11 protein-coding genes and 2 riboswitches are annotated in these 17,590 nt (G+C 54.7%); of the genes, 9 read left to right on the top strand and 2 right to left on the bottom strand.

Annotated elements, in window-relative coordinates; translation table 11 throughout:
- Window positions 1-4 precede the first annotated feature (4 nt).
- The 5 genes from ACYU87_RS11945 (at window position 5) to ACYU87_RS11925 (ending at window position 4,576) form a co-directional block, all read left to right on the top strand.
- Entirely contained in the window at window positions 5-1,147 is a 1,143-nt protein-coding gene (locus tag ACYU87_RS11945) for a PepSY-associated TM helix domain-containing protein (protein ID WP_461134295.1), read from the top strand.
- An 82-nt stretch (window positions 1,148-1,229) separates the two neighbouring features.
- Window positions 1,230-1,616 carry a hypothetical protein gene (locus ACYU87_RS11940; RefSeq protein ID WP_461134294.1) on the top strand — a complete coding sequence of 129 codons (387 nt, stop codon included), beginning with the start codon at window positions 1,230-1,232 and terminating at the stop codon, window positions 1,614-1,616.
- A gap of 112 nt (window positions 1,617-1,728) precedes the next feature.
- On the top strand, window positions 1,729-2,559 hold the full coding sequence (locus ACYU87_RS11935) for an MbnP family protein (RefSeq protein ID WP_461134293.1): 831 nt from the start codon (window positions 1,729-1,731) through the stop codon (window positions 2,557-2,559).
- 44 nt (window positions 2,560-2,603) lie between these two features.
- Entirely contained in the window at window positions 2,604-3,653 is a 1,050-nt protein-coding gene (locus ACYU87_RS11930) for a cytochrome-c peroxidase (RefSeq protein ID WP_461134292.1), read from the top strand.
- Between the two features lie 11 nt (window positions 3,654-3,664).
- Window positions 3,665-4,576 (top strand): hypothetical protein, encoded by a 912-nt coding sequence (locus ACYU87_RS11925; protein ID WP_461134291.1) that lies wholly within the window; start codon window positions 3,665-3,667, stop codon window positions 4,574-4,576.
- Window positions 4,577-4,719: 143 nt separating this feature from the next.
- Here the strand turns inward: ACYU87_RS11925 and ACYU87_RS11920 are convergent, their stop codons facing one another.
- Together ACYU87_RS11920 and ACYU87_RS11915 are read right to left on the bottom strand one after the other, a co-directional pair.
- Window positions 4,720-6,927, bottom strand: a complete 2,208-nt coding sequence (locus ACYU87_RS11920) for a TonB-dependent receptor (protein ID WP_461134290.1) — start codon at window positions 6,925-6,927, stop codon at window positions 4,720-4,722.
- A 10-nt stretch (window positions 6,928-6,937) separates the two neighbouring features.
- Window positions 6,938-7,633 (bottom strand): hypothetical protein, encoded by a 696-nt coding sequence (locus ACYU87_RS11915; RefSeq protein WP_461134289.1) that lies wholly within the window; start codon window positions 7,631-7,633, stop codon window positions 6,938-6,940.
- Between the two features lie 67 nt (window positions 7,634-7,700).
- Window positions 7,701-7,889, bottom strand: a riboswitch (cobalamin riboswitch).
- Between the two features lie 47 nt (window positions 7,890-7,936).
- A riboswitch (cobalamin riboswitch) is annotated at window positions 7,937-8,176 on the top strand.
- A 230-nt stretch (window positions 8,177-8,406) separates the two neighbouring features.
- Between ACYU87_RS11915 and ACYU87_RS11910 the strand changes: the two genes are divergently transcribed.
- The 4 genes from ACYU87_RS11910 to ACYU87_RS11895 all read left to right on the top strand — a co-directional run bounded on the left by ACYU87_RS11910 (window position 8,407) and on the right by ACYU87_RS11895 (window position 17,570).
- Complete coding sequence (locus ACYU87_RS11910) at window positions 8,407-9,780, top strand: cobyrinate a,c-diamide synthase (RefSeq protein ID WP_461134288.1); 1,374 nt, start codon at window positions 8,407-8,409, stop codon at window positions 9,778-9,780.
- On the top strand, window positions 9,773-14,062 hold the full coding sequence (gene cobN, locus ACYU87_RS11905) for a cobaltochelatase subunit CobN (protein ID WP_461134287.1): 4,290 nt from the start codon (window positions 9,773-9,775) through the stop codon (window positions 14,060-14,062). Before ACYU87_RS11910 ends, cobN begins: the two co-directional genes overlap by 8 nt.
- A 90-nt stretch (window positions 14,063-14,152) precedes the next feature.
- On the top strand, window positions 14,153-16,105 hold the full coding sequence (locus tag ACYU87_RS11900) for a putative cobaltochelatase (RefSeq protein ID WP_461134286.1): 1,953 nt from the start codon (window positions 14,153-14,155) through the stop codon (window positions 16,103-16,105).
- Window positions 16,098-17,570, top strand: coding sequence for a cobyric acid synthase (locus tag ACYU87_RS11895; RefSeq protein WP_461134285.1), 1,473 nt, complete (start codon window positions 16,098-16,100; stop codon window positions 17,568-17,570). The genes ACYU87_RS11900 and ACYU87_RS11895 overlap by 8 nt, the downstream gene beginning before the upstream one ends.
- The last annotated feature ends 20 nt before the right edge of the window (window positions 17,571-17,590 follow it).

Here is a 17,590-nt window from a genome sequence, read left to right as displayed (position 1 = left end):
GCTCATGAACCTGACCCGTCGTGTATTCAGCCTTCATAGTTGGTTCGGTCTTGTCACCGGCATTTTCTTGCTGCTGCTGGGTTTGAGTGGCTCGCTGCTGGTTTTTCGGGAAGAAATTGACCGGCTGGCCAATCATCAATTACTGACCGTTCAGCCGACAGACCGGGCAGAAAGGCCGCTTCCGTTGTCGGTCTTTTACCGGTCGATTACCAACCGCTATCCCAATCTGGATGGCGTGGCCTGGCTCAATCCCGAAGCGGCTGCCGATGAAGCCTATAACTTCAGACTTTACCTGAATGATACCCGCTTATTGACGTATGATCTGGGAATTATTTCCTTTGATCCGTATACCGGTGACATTCTCCGGGAGGGGAAGTCCAGCGACTTTACGCCGAGTTTGGTCGAGTGGCTGCTTCAGTTCCATTTCAGTTTTCAGCTGGGTGTGCCCGGTGCGGCACTGACCGCTGTGCTCGGAATTGCCATGCTGGTGTCTCTGCTCACGGGCCTGGTCGTATACCGGAAATCAGTCTGGAAAGTGCTCATGTTTCGGGCCCGATTGAATCGGAAAAACTGGCGTACGATCAGTTCGGATATTCACCGAATTGTCGGTGTCTGGTCTTTGCTGCTGAATATGGTTATCTTCTTCACGGGATTCTGGATGAACCTTTTTGCCTTCAAGCCAACTGCCTGGCGTACTGAACGGATACCTACCAAGCCCAATACACTGACTACTATGTCGATCGATACCCTGTATCGTGATGCGCTGGTCCAGATGCCGGACCTCCTGCCTGCTTACGTGTATTTGCCGACCCAGCCTGAACGAGCGTTTCGGGTTACAGGGTCCGTGAGCGACGAGTGGGCAGTATTCGGGCGGGGGAACTCGGTCAGTATAGACGGACAAACGGGTAGGGTGAAGAAAGTTAGTCGGCTATCGCAGCAGGGTATCTGGGAGAAGATCGAAGCGACCTTTTTTCCACTACACGTTGGTAATTTCGGTGGCCTGCCCATCAAAATCCTTTACGTGTTCATCGGCCTGACTCCTGGCTTATTATCCATTACCGGCTTTCTGCTCTGGTGGCGACGCCAGTGGAAGCCGACTCGACACGTTAACCGGGTTTCCGGTTCCATAAAATCAGTTGTCAGATAACCCATACAAGCGGGAAATCGCGGGCACCGGGTAGCCGAGTTTCCGGTAACCTTCGTCCCTTTTTTCGTAAAATTTAAGTCGAATGCGGCTGTTTATTCTTTATCTCCTGCTGTTTGCTACGCTGCTGCCCACGGTTAGTTCCTGGGGAGTCATCGCGCATTATCAGCTTAATAAAGAATACATTACCCGCGTTTTGTGCGAAAATAAAGACCGGCCTGACCTGCACTGCGATGGCAAATGCTACCTGGCCAGACGCCTGAGAGCCCAGCAGGATAGGCAGGATAAAGAAACCGCCGAGCGCGTGCATCATACGCCCGTTATTCAGCTATTCTGCGAATTGGCTATTCATTTTGTATTTGCGGGTTCAGCCGGTGATCCTGCTCACCAACGGCCATTGGTAAACCATCTGCTGGTACCTTATTCAGCCTTTCTATCGTCTGTTTTTCAGCCGCCCGCTCCGCTGGTGTAAGCACCCAGCCACATTTTTACGGATAGTTTCGCTGCCTTTCGGGTCATTAACTACTGGAATGCACGGTGCTTCCATGCTTACTCCATCTTCGTAGTCTTTCTCATTTCTCTTTATGATTTCTCTGTCTTTCTTTCGATTTATTGTTCTGCTTTTTGTTGCCAGTTCTGTCTTGATCTCCTGTAAGAAAACAGCCGATGATGTCGTCGATCCAAATACGACCAATTCGGTTTCTATCGAGTTTGAAAACCGGGTTGGCGACCAGAAGCTGGTGTTAGGAACGCCTGCTTACAAGACGTCTGCCGGCGAACCATTCGCCCTGACCAAACTGAACTATTTTGTCAGTACTATTTCGCTCAAAAACGAAAACGGTACCATCCAGAAATTTCCAGATCAGTATTTTCTGATTCGCCAGTCGGACGCGGCATCACAGGTAATCACGCTCAACAACGTCCCCTCGGGTAATTACAGTGAAATGAGCTTCACCATCGGAGTCGATAGTGCCAAGAGTGTGTCGCCGGTAGCCGAACGAGTCGGGGTGCTCGATGTGACCAGCTATGGCGACGATGGCATGTACTGGTCCTGGAATTCGGGGTACATCTTTCTTAAGATAGAGGGTACCTCAACGGCTGTTCCTAAAACGGCCAGTGCCACGCAGAGTTTTGGCATACACGTTGGCGGCTACGGAGGGGGCTGGAACGGGGCGGCAAAAACCGTTAACAATCTACGCACCGTTACTGTGCCCATGACTACCAAAGCCACCGTTCGGGGGAATATTGCGCCGGAAATTCATTTGTTTGTGGACGCACTGACCATTTTCAACGGTACCAATAAAATCAGCCTGGCAACGACCAACAGTGTCCACAGCCCGGCCGTAGCAGCGCCCATTGCCGACAATTACAAGGCCATGTTTCAGGTCGATCACGTCCATAACGACAAACAGTAAAATCAGATGGCCCCGGCTGGTTTGGCCGGGGCGCTGTTTCGCTTATGAGTGTATTTTCGAACCTGAAAACGATAGTGGCCAGCACCGGTCTTGTGCTGGGACTCCTGGCTTGCCAGACCACTGAGCCAGAAGCGGAGCCGGAGGTGCTTTTTGAGCAGCCGGCCAATTTTCCGCAACCCGTTTATGCACTGGATCAGAATCAGATCACCCCGGCAGGGTTCAGGTTGGGGCGTGCCTTGTTCTACGATGGGCAGCTTTCCCGCGATGGATCAATTGCCTGCGCGGAGTGTCATAGCCAGGCGTACGCCTTCACTCATCATCAGCACGACGTAAGTCATGGAATCGACAACCGGGTAGGTACACGAAACTCGCTACCGATTCAAAACCTGGCCTGGGCGTCTGATTTCTTTTGGGATGGTGGGGTGCATAGTCTGGATCTGGCCCCCATTGCCCCGATTGAAAATCCGCTGGAGATGGATGAACGATCCACCAATGTGATTGCCAAGCTCAGAAAAAGTGCCCGATACCCGCCCCTGTTCAAAGCCGCCTTCGGTACGGACGAAATCAATGGCCCCCGCTTTCTGCAGGCGTTGTCGCAATTTATGCTGACCCTGGTGTCGGCCAATTCGCGCTACGATAAATGGGTTCGCAAAGAACCGGGGGGCACCCTGACGAATGAAGAACAGGCGGGTTTGACGGTGTTCCGGGCTAAATGCAGCGGTTGTCATGCTGGCGAACTATTTACCGATAACAGTTTTCGAAACAATGGCCTCTTTATTCAGGGCAGTAACGACATCGGCCGGGCTCATGTAACCGAACTGGCCGACGATCGGTACCGGTTCAAGGTGCCCAGTTTGCGAAACGTCGAGAAGACGTTGCCTTATATGCACGATGGTCGCTTCTATTCGCTCGACGCCGTATTGACGCATTACACCGAGAACGTACAGCCGACGGAAAATCTTGACCCGCTGCTCCGGCAAAAAGGGCGGTTGGGTATTGCGCTGACGACGGACGAAAAACGACAAATCATCGCTTTCCTCAAAACACTGACCGACGATCAGTTTCTGCGTGACCCACGCTTTGTCGAACCTTAACAGCAAGTTATATGAAGAACCTTATTCTGGTTGGCCTGATGGCGCTATCAACCCTGTCCGGGCAAGCCTGCGATCTGTGCGGGTGCAGTAACGGAGGGTCATTTTTTGGTATTCTACCCCAGGGACATCGTGGTTTTCTGGGAGTGCGCTACCGCTACAACACGTTCAACTCGCATCTGAACAGCCTGAATCTGAGCAGCCGGGAAGAGTTCCGGACGGCTGAAGTGTGGGGGCGGTTTTATCCGGCCAAACGGGTGCAGGTGATGGGCTTTATTCCTTACCAGTTCAGTCAGCAGACCATGCTCAAATCGGGTAGTGTAACGCCATTACGTGGCCTGAGCGACATAACGGCCCTGGCTCATTATAACGTCATCAACACATTTATGGACGATACGACGGTGCACATGGTCAACCATAATCTGCTCGTTGGTGGTGGGGTTAAACTGCCAACGGGGCGCTATCACTACGATGAAAACAGCCTGCTGGACGTCGCTAACCCGAATTTTCAACTGGGTACGGGTAGTACCGACTGGATTGCCAACGTAATCTACACCGCCCGGTATAAAAACTGGGGTCTGAACGCCGATGTATCCTACCGGATGACAAACACCAACGCCAACGGGTATCGGTTTGGGAATCGACTCAACACGTCGGCTTCCTTTTTCTATTCAGGCGCTTTGGGAAGCTGGTCTGTTATGCCCAATGCCGGTGTTTTTCTCGAACAGGCAGGTCATGATGTGCGAGCGGGTGTCACTAACAGGCAAACGGGTGGCTATGCCGCTTATCTGAACGTGGGTACGGAACTGTATCTGAGCAAATTATCGGTTGGGGTAAGTTACCGGCGTCCGGTATCCCAGTATTTATCAGACGGCGAACTACAGGCGAATGCGCAGCTGACAACGCATATCACCTTTTTGTTCTGATCTGATTCGCGGGGTAACACCGAAAAGCGTCAATAACAAGTATCCCCGGCTAATGAAAACAAAGCTTTCATCAGCCGGGGATACCCCTATTTTCGGCTGGTCTCACCGGTTACCGTACTACCTGACTGTTTGACGGATTTACTTTAGAAGGAAAAACTATATTTCAGAAAAGCCGACCGACCGGGCAGGTTATAGCCGCGTTTCTCATAATAATTTTCGTCGGTAAGGTTGGTAATCTGAAGGCCAAGCGTGTGTTGTCTGGCTAACGTTACCGACGTACTGAAGTCCAACACCAGGTATTCGGGATACACAATCTCCGGGTTGGCGGCATCGGTAAAGTCCGTGTCTTTCCGGTGCCCCACATACCGCCCGAGCAAACGCATCCGGAAGCCCCTGAACGAATCGTAATCAACGCCCGCGTTCAGATTCATGTTCGCTACATTCATAATATCCCGTTCGGTGGTTGCGCCGTCCGTGCCGACCAGGGTTTCCGTATACCGAATCATCGACGTAGCATTGGCAAACAGACGCAACGAATGGCGATACGCTGCCAGGGCTCCCAAATCATAGGCAACCTCCGTCTCGATTCCGTCCATTGCTGAGTTCGCTGCGTTGACGTACGTTCCCCGCGCCACAATCACGTCGCCGTTGTCCTGCTTTTCATTCACCTGCGTAACCAGCCGGGCAATACGGTCTTTCACGTTCGTGTTGAAGTACGTAATGCTTGCACTAAACCCAGCTTTGGGTCGGCTAAAAGCAACGCCCATATCGTAGCTAAGGCTGTTTTCATTCATTAGGTTGGGGTTGCCGGTTGTTACGGTGATTCTCCCCGCCGATGTGCGGGTCTGCGAGTAACCGGCTACGTTGTAGGCATCCGGCGTAACGAAGGCGCGTCCCACCGTTCCGTTCAGGCGCAAGCCAGGCGCAAGCCGGACAATGGCACCCAGGCTGGGACTAACAAAGGGGTTAGTCTTTTTTCCCGCTTTAAAGGTTGTCAGCAGGGGCGTTTCCTGCACGTCGAACGTAATATTGTCGTAGCGGATACCGGGTTGCAGCGTCAGTCGTTCCCCGGCTACAGTCAGCAGGCCCTGGGCATAGAACGCCGACGAACGAAGGGCGTAGTTGGGTTGAGTAGGGGCTCTCTCAGTAACGGCGTCGCTCCAGCTCCGCGATCGGGTACTGGCGTTCAGGTAGTCGTAGCCAAGTATCAGTCGGTGACGCCCCAGTTGCCAGCTGTCGTTGAGCTGAACACCCTGCCAGCGGTTGCCGGTGCTTGATGACTGAAAGGGCGTGATCGGTAACCCGGCGGCATTGATGGTTTTTACGAAGCTGTTTTCCTCGGACGTAAACAGCCGTACCATGGCTTTATGCTGACCCAACTGACCACTCAGCGCGGCTTCACCCGCCTGCCGGTCGGCATCTTTCAAGCCCGCCTGCGTGGTCCCGTACGTAATATCACCAGGCGATTCAACGTCGTTGGCAATGAATTTCTCTCCCCGAACATCAATCCGCCAGTTACTACTGAGTTGATAACCCACGCGCAAAGAGCCCGAATAATACGTCAGTTTCGTGTTTGGCCGGGTCAGTCCATCGTCTTTTTGGTCGTCTACTGTCTCCGCGGGCTTGTTGCTGTAGTTCTTGACGGCCTGATCACCGGCCAGTTTATCCCGGAAGAAATTTCCATTCCCCAGTTTGTAATCGGCAGCGCGCCTGAAATAGCTCAGGGAGGCATCGAAATCCAGGCGCTTGGTCAGATTGCCACCTACATTTCCGCCACCCTGATACGTTTGAAACGAGCCATATTCGGCAAAAGCATTGCCCCGTATTTTTCCTTTCGACCGGCGGGTAATGATGTTGATTACCCCGCCCATTGCCTGCGAACCATAGAGTGCCGAAGCAGGACCTTTCAGCACCTCGACCCGCTCTGCGTTGTTGAGCCCTATGGTCGAGAGATTTGTTGCCCCCGCCGGACGGCCATCGATGAGCAGCAGCGTACGCTGATTAAGCCCTGAAAACTGGGGTCGGAACCCCCGGATGCCCACGCCCGATGACAGGCTGGGGTATTGAATGACATTGACTGCCGCTAGTTTTTTGACAATATCGGTCACATCGAAGGCTTGAGTTTGCTCAATATCCCGTCGGGTGATGATGTTGATTTGTTGAGGAATTTTGTCGCGTTGTACTTCGGACCGGGTCGCCGTGACGACAACGGGGTCGAGGGAGTGCTCCCGAATCGAATCGGCCGTTGTTACCTGCGCGTAGGCCCCTGTCGCGTAACTGAATAAACTTGTGCAAAGGGTAACCGATAACAGGTTGCGCAGCCGGGGAGCTGGGTAAAAAAATGTGTTCACAGAACGGGGGTTATAAGTAAAATTGAAAACTTTCGACGAGCGTATACAGACCGATGGCGATGGAAAAAGCGCCCACCAGGTAATTGATTAGCTTTAGGGTAGCCTGCCACCGGGCAACTACCTTATTCAGCGAAAAAGCAAGAAAACAGCCGTAAATCGTCATGGCGACAATGATGCCCAGACTTTGCAGGATGATGATGCCAACGGCCGTCTGCGCATCGCGGGCCGCCAGCGTAAGGGCAACGGTGCAGGCACCACCGGTTCCCGCCAGTCCGTGAACCATACCAACCCAAAACGAACGACTCACCGTTGCCGGCTGGCCAGCGTGGGAATGACTGGCGGGTTTCGTGAAATTGCGACGAATGGCTACCACACCCAGCCAGATCATCAGCGGGCCAACGGCGAATTCGACCTGTTCGGCAATGTTGAGCGACAAGGCTGATTTCAGGAGCAGAATGAAACAGGCGAACAGGATCAAGGTAAAGGAATGCCCTAATGCCCAGTGTGATGATCGCCAGATGACGTGCCCTAGCTGCTGCCGGTAGGTTTTGTTTTTCTCCGACGCCAGCACCGAAACGGCCGCCATGTGGTCAGGTTCGAACGAGTGTTGAACACCCAGTAGTAAAGAGTCCAGTAGAAGTGGATTGATCATGCCGTTTTCGCAGTCGGATTGAACCTGTTGATAGGTTCGCTGACGGAAATGCACACGAAAAGCGGAGTCGCCTGGGTTGCGACTGCAGAACTTCCCGTTGCTTTTATTCCCGAAAGCAAACCGAATAAGTGATCAATAGGCAGGTCTTCTGGCTCGTTCTGTTCTGACGCCTTCCCATTTCAGTGAAACAGTGGCACGGATGTCAAAACCCTTCTATGAACTTACAGCAGCGGGTACTGCTCCGGATTTGCACCGGATTCCCTTTTAAGCACATCGATGACCGATGTGCACCAATTGACGGCCGCAAAAGTACTGGGTTTTATCGTATGTTTGTGTGTTGGTACGTTTTTACCGTTTATTTCTCCAACAGAAAAAGGCTCACGCCCCGGCGTGATTAATAGGGAATCGTGTGTATAAATCACGAACTGTCGCGCAACTGTGAGTAACGCCCAAAGTTGCTGCCCGGTCGATCCGCCAACGCGGAGGAATCGATCCGCATGTCCACTGGATTCGTTGTCGGGTTTACCACGACGACGACCTGGGAAGGACGGCAGCAATGTTACAAGTCAGGAGACCTGCCTTTTTTTGCTGACAATGCTTTCGCGGGTTGAAGCATGGTCAAGTTTGGCGTAGTATATCCGTCCGAGTCATACAAGGCCGGAATGGGTCTGTGTTTCTGGTTGCCAGAGCACCCGCCACAACTTGTATCTTCTTCTCTACTCGTTTGCCTGTGAAGTACGGCCAGGAACGCTCAATCCACTGGAGTCACCCGAGGAGACAAACTACCAGACCAAAAAAATAAGCTGACTTCATTAAGCCGAACGCCAATGGCCATCGCTACCCATGCCGCTCATTTCCTGCTGGCGGCCCCGTCCAGCGGGTCCGGCAAAACCACGCTGACCCTTGGGCTTCTGCGAGCCCTGAAAAACCGGGCGCTGAACGTGCAGCCGTTCAAGTGTGGGCCAGACTACATCGATACGCTGCACCACCGCCAGGCCGCCGGTAAACCCAGCATCAACCTGGATTTATTCATGGCGTCCGAACAACACGCGCTGGAATCGTACCGGCGCTACGCTGGTCAGGCCGATGTGGCGGTGACGGAGGGGGTCATGGGGCTCTTCGATGGGGCCGACAAAATGCAGGGGAGCAGTGCCGCTATTGCCGACGTGCTGGGCATTCCGGTCGTGCTGATCATCAACGCCAAAGCAATGGCCTATTCGGTTGCGCCATTGCTGTACGGCTTCAAGCATTTCTACAAAGGGATCAGGCTGGTCGGGGCCATATTTAACTTCGTCAGTACGCCATCGCATTACCGGTTCCTGGCCGATGCCTGTGCCGATGTTGGTGTTGAAGCACTGGGCTATTTACCCCCGAATCCGGCATTTGCCATTCCGTCGCGACACCTGGGCCTTCATATTTCGGCAGAAACGGATTACGAAGCCATTATCGACGCCATCGCGACGGCCATTCCACAGACGATCGATGTTGACCGGCTGCTGGACATCACCCGCATCGAAACGCCATTGCTGGCGTCTGGTTCTGAATCTGTTTCCGGGTCTACAGCCTCAACGCTTCGCATAGCCGTTGCCCGTGATGACGCGTTTGCGTTTACGTATCAGCAGAACATCGATGTACTGGCTCGTTTAGGGGCCGTTACGTTTTTCAGCCCATTACAGGACCGAACAATTCCCGATACTGATTTTCTGTACCTACCGGGTGGGTATCCAGAGCTTTATGCCGAAACCCTCAGCCAGAATACATCCATGCTCGACAGCATTCGGGCGTATTGTCAGGCTGGCGGACTGACGTACGCTGAATGTGGGGGGCTGATGTACCTGGGTCAGGCGATCCAGACAAATACGGGTACGTCGTTTCCCATGGCTGGTGTACTGGACACAAGTACCTCCATGCTTTCGCCGACCCTGACGCTGGGGTACCGCCGGATCGACTGGGACGGTATGACGCTCAAAGGGCACGAGTTTCATTACTCAACGCTGAATGAGCACAGTACGCCCCAATCCATCGCAACGATCACGAATGCCAGAGGCCTACCCGTCGACACGAAGGTGTATCGGGTAGACAATACGTTTGCTTCGTATGTACACCTCTATTGGGGGAATCAGCCGGAGTTTATTCATGAATTGCTCAATCGGGTTAACGCGGTTGGCCGGTATTTCGAAACGACGCATCAACATGACTGACATCAAACGCCAGCGAGTTAACCGGGCTGATGGAAAAGCCATTAACCTCGTTCAGCGACGGGGGCATCTGTCCTATTGCTACAATGCCTGTTGCTGCGGACGCACCGACCGGGGGTATGCCGCGGTTCCGGTAGAGCTGTACAAGAGTGAGTGGTTACGCCGGAAAATCAGAAATGTCGTGCACATGACCAAGGGCGGTTGCCTGGGTCCCTGCACGCTGGCCAACGTCGCTACGCTGCTGTTCGATGGGCACTCCATCTGGTTTCATTCCATCAACAGCGACTGGCAGATTATCGCCATCTTCGATTACATCGACAGCATGATTGCGGCCGATGGCTACCTGCCTCCACCCACGGAGCTGTCGGAATATGTCTTTCAGTTTTATACCTGGAAAGGCTCGGAAACCGCGACCCAACTGGGGCAAACGGCATTACCCACGGGAGGCATCGTTTTTCTGACGCACGCCGACACGGATCTGCTCACCCTGAACCGCGTTCTGGAAGGGTTGCCCGACAACTTTCCGAAAACGACGGGCATCAGCTTACTGGCCATCAAAAGCGAAGCCCAGATGGCCCAGTTACTCGACCGGGAAATAGGAGCCGCCCACATCATTATCCTGCGTATTCATGGTCGGCCCAGCAGTGTACCGGGCTTCAGCGAGCTGGTCCGCCGGGCCAAAGAAAAAGGCCAGCATCTGATCGTCATCAGTGGCACAGGAGAACTCAACCCCGAATTTGCTGCCGTTTCAACCGTATCGCCCGTCATTCTGCACGAAACCCTGGGGTACGTGCAGGCGGGTGGCTATCAGAATCTGACGGCGTTGTTCTGCTTTTTGGCCGATCACCTGCTGATGACCGGATTCGGGGCCGACGCACCCATTCAGTTGCCCGACCACGGCATTTACCACCCCGATCTGCCCGAACAGGCCGATCTGTCAGACTGGGTACAGCGGCACAATCCTGAATTACCGACCATTGGCCTTACGTTCTACCGCTCGCACTGGATCAGTGGGAATACGGCCTTCGTGGATGCACTGGTTCGTTCGCTGGAAGACAAAGGGCTGAACGCGTTACCCGTCTTTACGTCGTCGCTCAAAGCCGTCGATCCCGCAACGAAGATGCCTTACGCTTTTGGCTATTTTCAGGCAGAACACGGGGGAATTGCCATCGATAACCTGATCAACACCATTTCGTATGCCATGACGGACGTTCGGCCAGCGGGCGACGATACTGGATCACAACGGGCCTTATCCCAGCTTAACGTTCCTATTTTTCAGGCCATTACGCCGGGCATGGCGCGGGGTCCCTGGGAATCATCCAGCCGGGGACTCAATCCGCTGGATACGGCCATGAACGTAGCCATTCCCGAATTCGATGGCCGGATCATCACCGTACCGATTTCGTTTAAAGAGAAGGCCCGAACCATCAAAGGCTACGTGCCGCTGGACGACCGGATCGAACGGGTAACGGGGCTGGCGCTCCGGTTTTCCCGGTTGCGTCAGTTGCCCAACGCCCAGAAACGGGTCGCGTTCATTTTCACAAATTCCAACGCCAAAGCCTCCCAGATTGGCAATGCCGTTGGGCTGGATTCGCCAGCCTCGCTGATGAATATGCTGCAGGCCATGCAGGCCGAAGGGTATCACCTGACAAACGTGCCCGCTACCGGAACCGAGTTGATTCATGAGCTCATTGACCGCTGCGCCTACGACCAGACGTACCTCACGGCCAGTCAACTAACCCGTTCGGCTGGTCAGGTGCCGACGGAGCGTTACGGGCGCTGGTTTGCCGAACTGCCCGACGCGCTTCAACAGAAGATGGAAAAACAGTGGGGGCCACCCCCCGGCGAAACCTACGTCCATGAGAGCCATATTGCCCTGGCGGGGCTCGATTTAGGCCATGCGTTTGTGGCGTTGCAGCCACCCCGGGGGTATGGCATGGACCCCGACGCCATTTACCACCAGCCTGACCTGCCGCCCACGCATCACTATTACGCACTCTACCGCTGGCTGCGCGACGACTGGCAGGCCGATGCCATCGTTCACGTAGGCAAACACGGAACCTTGGAGTGGTTACCGGGAAAAGGAATTGGCTTATCGGCCAACTGCTTCCCCGACGCCTTTCTGGGTGATCTGCCGCTTTTTTATCCCTTTATCATCAACGATCCGGGAGAAGGGTCGCAGGCTAAACGGCGCGCCCATGCCGTTGTGGTCGATCACCTGACGCCCCCCATGACCTCGGCCGATAGTTACGGTGAACTGGCTCAGCTCACGCAATTGGTCGATGAATATTACCAGGTCGAAACTATGGACCCGGCGAAGCTACCGCTGTTGCAGCGCCAGATCTGGGCGCTCATCAAACAGACTAACCTCGACGTTGACCTATCGGCGATGCTCAGTCGCGACCACGGCGATCATAAACATGACTGGGATGAGGACATGACACCCGAAGGCGTGCCGGTCAGCCTGACCGAAATGGATGGAAAGGATGTGGCCCACCTGATCGAAGACATCGATGGGTACCTCTGTGAGCTGGGTGCGGCCCAGATTCGCAATGGTCTGCATACACTGGGCGAGATGCCAATGGGCGATGCCCTGATCGATATGCTGCAATCGCTTACTCGCCTGCCCAATGCAACCACGCCCGGTTTGCCGGCCGAAATAGCCCGGTTGGTTGATCTGGACTGGCCGACCCTTCAGACAGCCAAAGGCGAGCGGCTGACCGGGCTTTCCGAGCGATTTGCCGAACTGGCCGGTCGTGTGATCGTTACGGGCTCCGACGCGCTGGAAGCTATCGACGAATTGAGCAATCATATCCTCCGGGTTGCGCAGCAGTACCGATTTAAGGCCAATCAGATCGATCAGATCCTGTTCGAAACGTTTAACGAGTCGCCGTCTCAACAAAAGTTTGCGGGTGTTCGGCAGGTGTTAGCCTACGTTTGTCAGCATTTAATGCCGAATCTGTCCCGTACGGACGATGAGATCGTCAACTTGTTACATGGGCTCTCGGGAGGTTACGTACCGGCTGGTCCTAGTGGCGCACCGACCCGGGGTATGGCGCATATTTTACCCACCGGACGTAATTTTTACGCCGTCGATCCGCGGGCGCTTCCGTCGCAGGCCGCCTGGGAAGTGGGCCAGCAACTGGCTCGCGAAGTCCTTGACCGACACTGGAAAGAAACGGGTCGCTACCCCGAGAGTGTAGGCATCAGCATCTGGGGCACCAGTGCCATGCGCACCAGTGGCGACGATGCCGCTGAAGTGATGGCCCTGCTTGGGGTACGCCCCATCTGGCAGGCCGAAAGCAGGCGTGTCGTTGACGTCGACGTCATTCCGCTTACCGAACTCGGCCGACCCCGAATTGACGTAACGACGCGCATCAGCGGCTTTTTTCGGGATGCGTTCCCTCATCTGATTGATCTGCTGGATGAGGCCGTTCAGCGAGTCATTGCTCTGGACGAACCCCTGGAGCAGAACTTTGTTCGCAAACATTACCTGGCCGATCTGGCCCAGCTTCAGGCGCAGGATATGCCCATCGACGAAGCCGAAGAACGGGCATCCTACCGGATATTCGGCGCTGCTCCGGGTACCTACGGGGCGGGAATTCTGCCGCTGATCAATGAAAAAAACTGGCATAGTGACGCCGACTTCGCTCAGGCCTACGTTAACTGGGGCGGTTATGCTTATTCCAAAACGGCACAGGGTACCGATGCCCGTACCGAGTTCAAACAGCGCCTGTCGGGTGTGGAGGTGGCCCTGCATAACCAGGACAACCGGGAGCACGATATTTTCGATAGTGACGATTATCTCCAGTTTCACGGAGGCATGATTGCCACGATCCGCAGTCTGACGGGGCAGCAGCCCAGGCATTATTTTGGTGACTCGCAGAACCCGGCTCAGCCCGTTGTGCGTGATTTGAAAGAAGAAACGCTACGGGTATTTCGTTCCCGGGTTGTCAATCCCAAATGGCTGGAGAGTATCAAACGGCATGGCTACAAAGGGGGGCTCGAACTGACCGCTACGGTCGACTACCTGTTTGGCTACGATGCGACGGCGCAGGTTGTTGATGACTGGATGTACGAGAAAGTAGGGGAGACGTACGCCCTTGATCCGGCCATGCAGCAGTTCTTTGCCGACAGCAATCCGTGGGCCCTGAACGCCATTGCCGAGCGGCTTCTGGAAGCGGCCCGGCGGGGCATGTGGGCCGAGCCATCGCCCGACATGCTCCAGGCCTTGCAGGCTGTTTATGTGCAAAGTGAAGCCATGCTGGAAGTGCGAAGTGAATAGAGAAACAGGTTGTCGTGCCGCCTGTTGACGGCGCTATGAACTATCCATGCAAAGACTAAATGTCGAATACGAGTGTCAAAATAGTATAGTATGATATACCCTTTTTCCGCGCTGGTTGGCCAGAATAAGCTTAGGCAGGCCCTTCTCGCCTGTGCCGTTAACCCGGCCATTGGCGGGGTGCTGATTCGGGGTGATAAAGGAACGGCAAAGAGTACGGCAGCGCGTGGATTGTCGGTACTGATGCCGCCCGTTCGTCGGGTAGCGGGTTCGTCTTTCAATTGCCTGCCCAACGAACCACTGGATGTCTGCGAGGCCTGCCAGCAAGTGAACTGGCAAACGGAAGAGATACCCGTGCCCTTCGTTAACTTACCCCTGGGTGCAACTGAAGACCGTTTGCTGGGGAGCCTGGATCTGGAAGGTATTTTAGTGGACCGACGGAAGAAACTACAGCCTGGTTTGCTGGCGACGGCGCACCAGGGTATTCTTTACATTGACGAAGTAAACCTGCTTCCCGATCATCTGGTCGACGTGTTGCTGGATGTAGCGGCTATGGGCGTCAATACCGTTCAGCGGGAAGGGTTGTCGGTTAGTCACCCCGCCCGCTTCACCCTGGTTGGCACCATGAACCCCGAAGAGGGTAATTTGCGACCTCAGTTTCTGGATCGATTTGGGTTGATGGTGGACGTAGTTGCTCCCCGCGACGTAGCGGAACGCACCGAAGTTGTCCGGCGACGCATTGCGTTCGATGAAAACCCCGATTCCTTCGTTACTCGCTGGACGAATGAACAACAAGTCATCCGGAATCAGATTCAGAAAGCTCGCCAGTTACTCCCCTCGGTCACCTTGTCGGATGGCTTGTTGACGCTGATCAGCCAGCTTTGCACGGAGTTAAATGTAGCGAGTCTGCGGGCTGACATTGTTATGTACAAAACAGCGATAACCCTGGCGGCCCTGGCTGGCCGTACTGGTGTAACGGCCGACGATGTCAGGCAGGCGGCTGAACTGGCCCTGACCCACCGGCAGCGAAAGAAGCCATTTGACGACAGCCGATTGCCGGATAATAAGCTGAACGACTTGATGCAACAGGCACCACCCGATAATCTGCCTTCGCCCCCGAATGAGCCAACGCCCCCCGACGATAGTCGTCAATCACCTACCGAAGGCTCGCCCGATCAAGGCGAGAATCCGGACAACGACGCACCGCAAAGCGAACAGATTTTTGGCGTAGCCACGAATAAACAGGCTCCCTCGATTGCCACGGCACCGACGGCCTTTCAATCCCTACAGGTTGGTCGCCGGAGTCAGGCGATAAACGCCCCACGGGGTACCGTTACACAGGTTATGGCAACCAAAGCACCGACGGATTTAGCGATTTCGGCGACCATACAGCATGCCCTCCTGCGGGATGCTGACAGTGGGGGAGTTAGTCGGGAGGATCTGCACCAAAACATTCGAACAGGCAAAACGGGGAACCTGATCGTATTTGTGGTCGATGCCTCGGGGTCGATGGCTGCCAGTCGGCGGATGGAAGCCGTGAAAGGCAGTGTACTGAGTTTGCTGACCGATGCGTACCAGCGTCGGGATAGTGTGGGCGTTATTGCGTTTCGGGGCGTCGAGGCCCAGATCATCCTGGAGCCGACGCGCAGTGTAGAACTGGCTGAACAGGCCATGTCGCAGTTGCCGACCGGCGGGCGTACTCCGTTGCCCCGCGCGTTGCAGGTAACCAGTCAGCTAATGCAGCAGGTGGTACGGCCCGACAGTCTGCAACCGTTGCTGGTTATTCTCAGCGATGGAAAAGCCAATGTGCCGCTCCCCGGTGGGGGCGATGCCTGGCAGCAAACGCTTCGCCTGGCCGCGCAACTTCGCGACCAACAAATTCCTTCCCTGGTTCTGGATACCGAAACGGACTACATCCGTCTGGGCCGGGCTACCGAACTGGCCAACGCGTTGGGGGCCGATTGCCTTTCGCTGGATGAGTTGTCGGCCGATTTCCTTACCCAGGCGGTGCTGGGCCGAATCAATAACGCAACGACCCATGCCTAATCTGCGCCCCATCATGTTTGTCGGAACGGCTTCCGACGTTGGTAAAAGTGTCATTACGGCCGGGTTTTGCCGGATCTTCAGGCAGGACGGTTACAAACCTGCCCCCTTTAAGGCCCAGAATATGTCGCTTAATAGTTACGCGACACCCGAAGGACTGGAGATTGGTCGGGCGCAGGCGGTACAGGCTGAAGCCGCCGGGATTCCGTGCCACACGGACATGAATCCGGTGCTGCTCAAGCCGACAACGGATAAAAGCTCACAGGTGATACTCAATGGCAAACCGATCGGTACGCAAACCGCCTACGAGTATTTTATGGCCAACGACCGGACCGAGCTGTTCACGGCGGCTAAGCAGGCGTTTGATCGGTTGGCGGATCGGTTTTCGCCGATTGTGATGGAAGGGGCGGGGAGTATCTCGGAGATGAATCTTAAACATCGGGATATTACCAACCTGCGCATGGCCCGGCACGCCGGAGCGGCTACGTACCTGATTGGCGACATTGATCGGGGCGGCTTATTTGGCAGTGTGTACGGAACCATCGCCCTTCTGACGCCCGACGAACGGCAGTGTATCAACGGCATTATCGTGAATAAATTCCGGGGAGACGCCCGTCTTTTTGCCGATGGTAAGCGAATACTGGAGGAACTGACCGGCTTGCCTGTAGTGGGTATTTTACCTTATTTCAGGGATATTTTCATCGAACAGGAAGACTCCGTATCGCTGGAGGCCAAGTACCGTTCGGCGGTGAAGGACAAGGTTAATGTGGCGGTGATCTTGCTGAATCGACTGGCTAATTTTACTGACTTCGACCGGCTGGAGCATGATCCGCGCGTAAATCTGTTTTTTACGGATCAGCCCACCGAGCTGGCCAAAGCGGACATACTCATTCTGCCCGGTAGCAAAAATACGCTGGAGGATTTACTGGCTATCAAAAATAATGGGGTGGAGCAGGCTATCTATGCCGCCCATAAAAAAGGAAAAACGGTGATCGGAATCTGTGGCGGCTATCAGATGCTGGGCGAAACCATTGAAGATCCTGATCACCTGGAAAGCAGGCTGGATTCGATGCCCGGTCTCGGTTTACTACCCGTCCGAACGGTGCTGCAACCCGTTAAAACGACTCACCAGCGCCAGTTCACCTTTCTCGACAAACCGGATGTGTGCGCTGGCTACGAAATCCACATGGGGCAAACGACCGTATCCGGGGAGCTTAAGCCGCTGGCGTATCTGTCAACGGGTGAGCCGGATGGCTATTTTCTGAACAACAAATGCTGGGGTACGTACCTGCACGGTATTCTGGATAACAACGTCGTTATCGACGAGTTGCTGACGGCGTATACCACCGAAACCGCCGAATCGACCGGCGATTTTCGGCAGTTCAAAGAGGAACAATTCAATAAGCTGGCAGACGTGATTCGGGCGCACGTGGACATGGAACAGATTTACGCCAGCCTGAAGCGGTAGTGAGCAAGACAGACAACAAT

It is taken from the genome of Spirosoma lituiforme, assembly GCF_054776635.1.
Note: the sequence above shows the minus strand (reverse complement) of the source record. Positions and strands in the feature narration are given on the sequence as shown.

Bases quoted from the DNA above. Each gene is read 5' to 3' on its own strand.
- ACYU87_RS11930 (WP_461134292.1), top strand. From the start codon at position 2,604: ATGAGTGTATTTTCGAACCTGAAAACGATAGTGGCCAGCACCGGTCTT.
- ACYU87_RS11940 (WP_461134294.1), top strand. From the start codon at position 1,230: ATGCGGCTGTTTATTCTTTATCTCCTGCTGTTTGCTACGCTGCTGCCC.
- ACYU87_RS11935 (WP_461134293.1), top strand. From the start codon at position 1,729: ATGATTTCTCTGTCTTTCTTTCGATTTATTGTTCTGCTTTTTGTTGCC.
- cobN (WP_461134287.1), top strand. From the start codon at position 9,773: ATGACTGACATCAAACGCCAGCGAGTTAACCGGGCTGATGGAAAAGCC.
- ACYU87_RS11910 (WP_461134288.1), top strand. From the start codon at position 8,407: ATGGCCATCGCTACCCATGCCGCTCATTTCCTGCTGGCGGCCCCGTCC.
- ACYU87_RS11925 (WP_461134291.1), top strand. From the start codon at position 3,665: ATGAAGAACCTTATTCTGGTTGGCCTGATGGCGCTATCAACCCTGTCC.
- ACYU87_RS11895 (WP_461134285.1), top strand. From the start codon at position 16,098: ATGCCTAATCTGCGCCCCATCATGTTTGTCGGAACGGCTTCCGACGTT.
- ACYU87_RS11945 (WP_461134295.1), top strand. From the start codon at position 5: ATGAACCTGACCCGTCGTGTATTCAGCCTTCATAGTTGGTTCGGTCTT.
- ACYU87_RS11900 (WP_461134286.1), top strand. From the start codon at position 14,153: ATGATATACCCTTTTTCCGCGCTGGTTGGCCAGAATAAGCTTAGGCAG.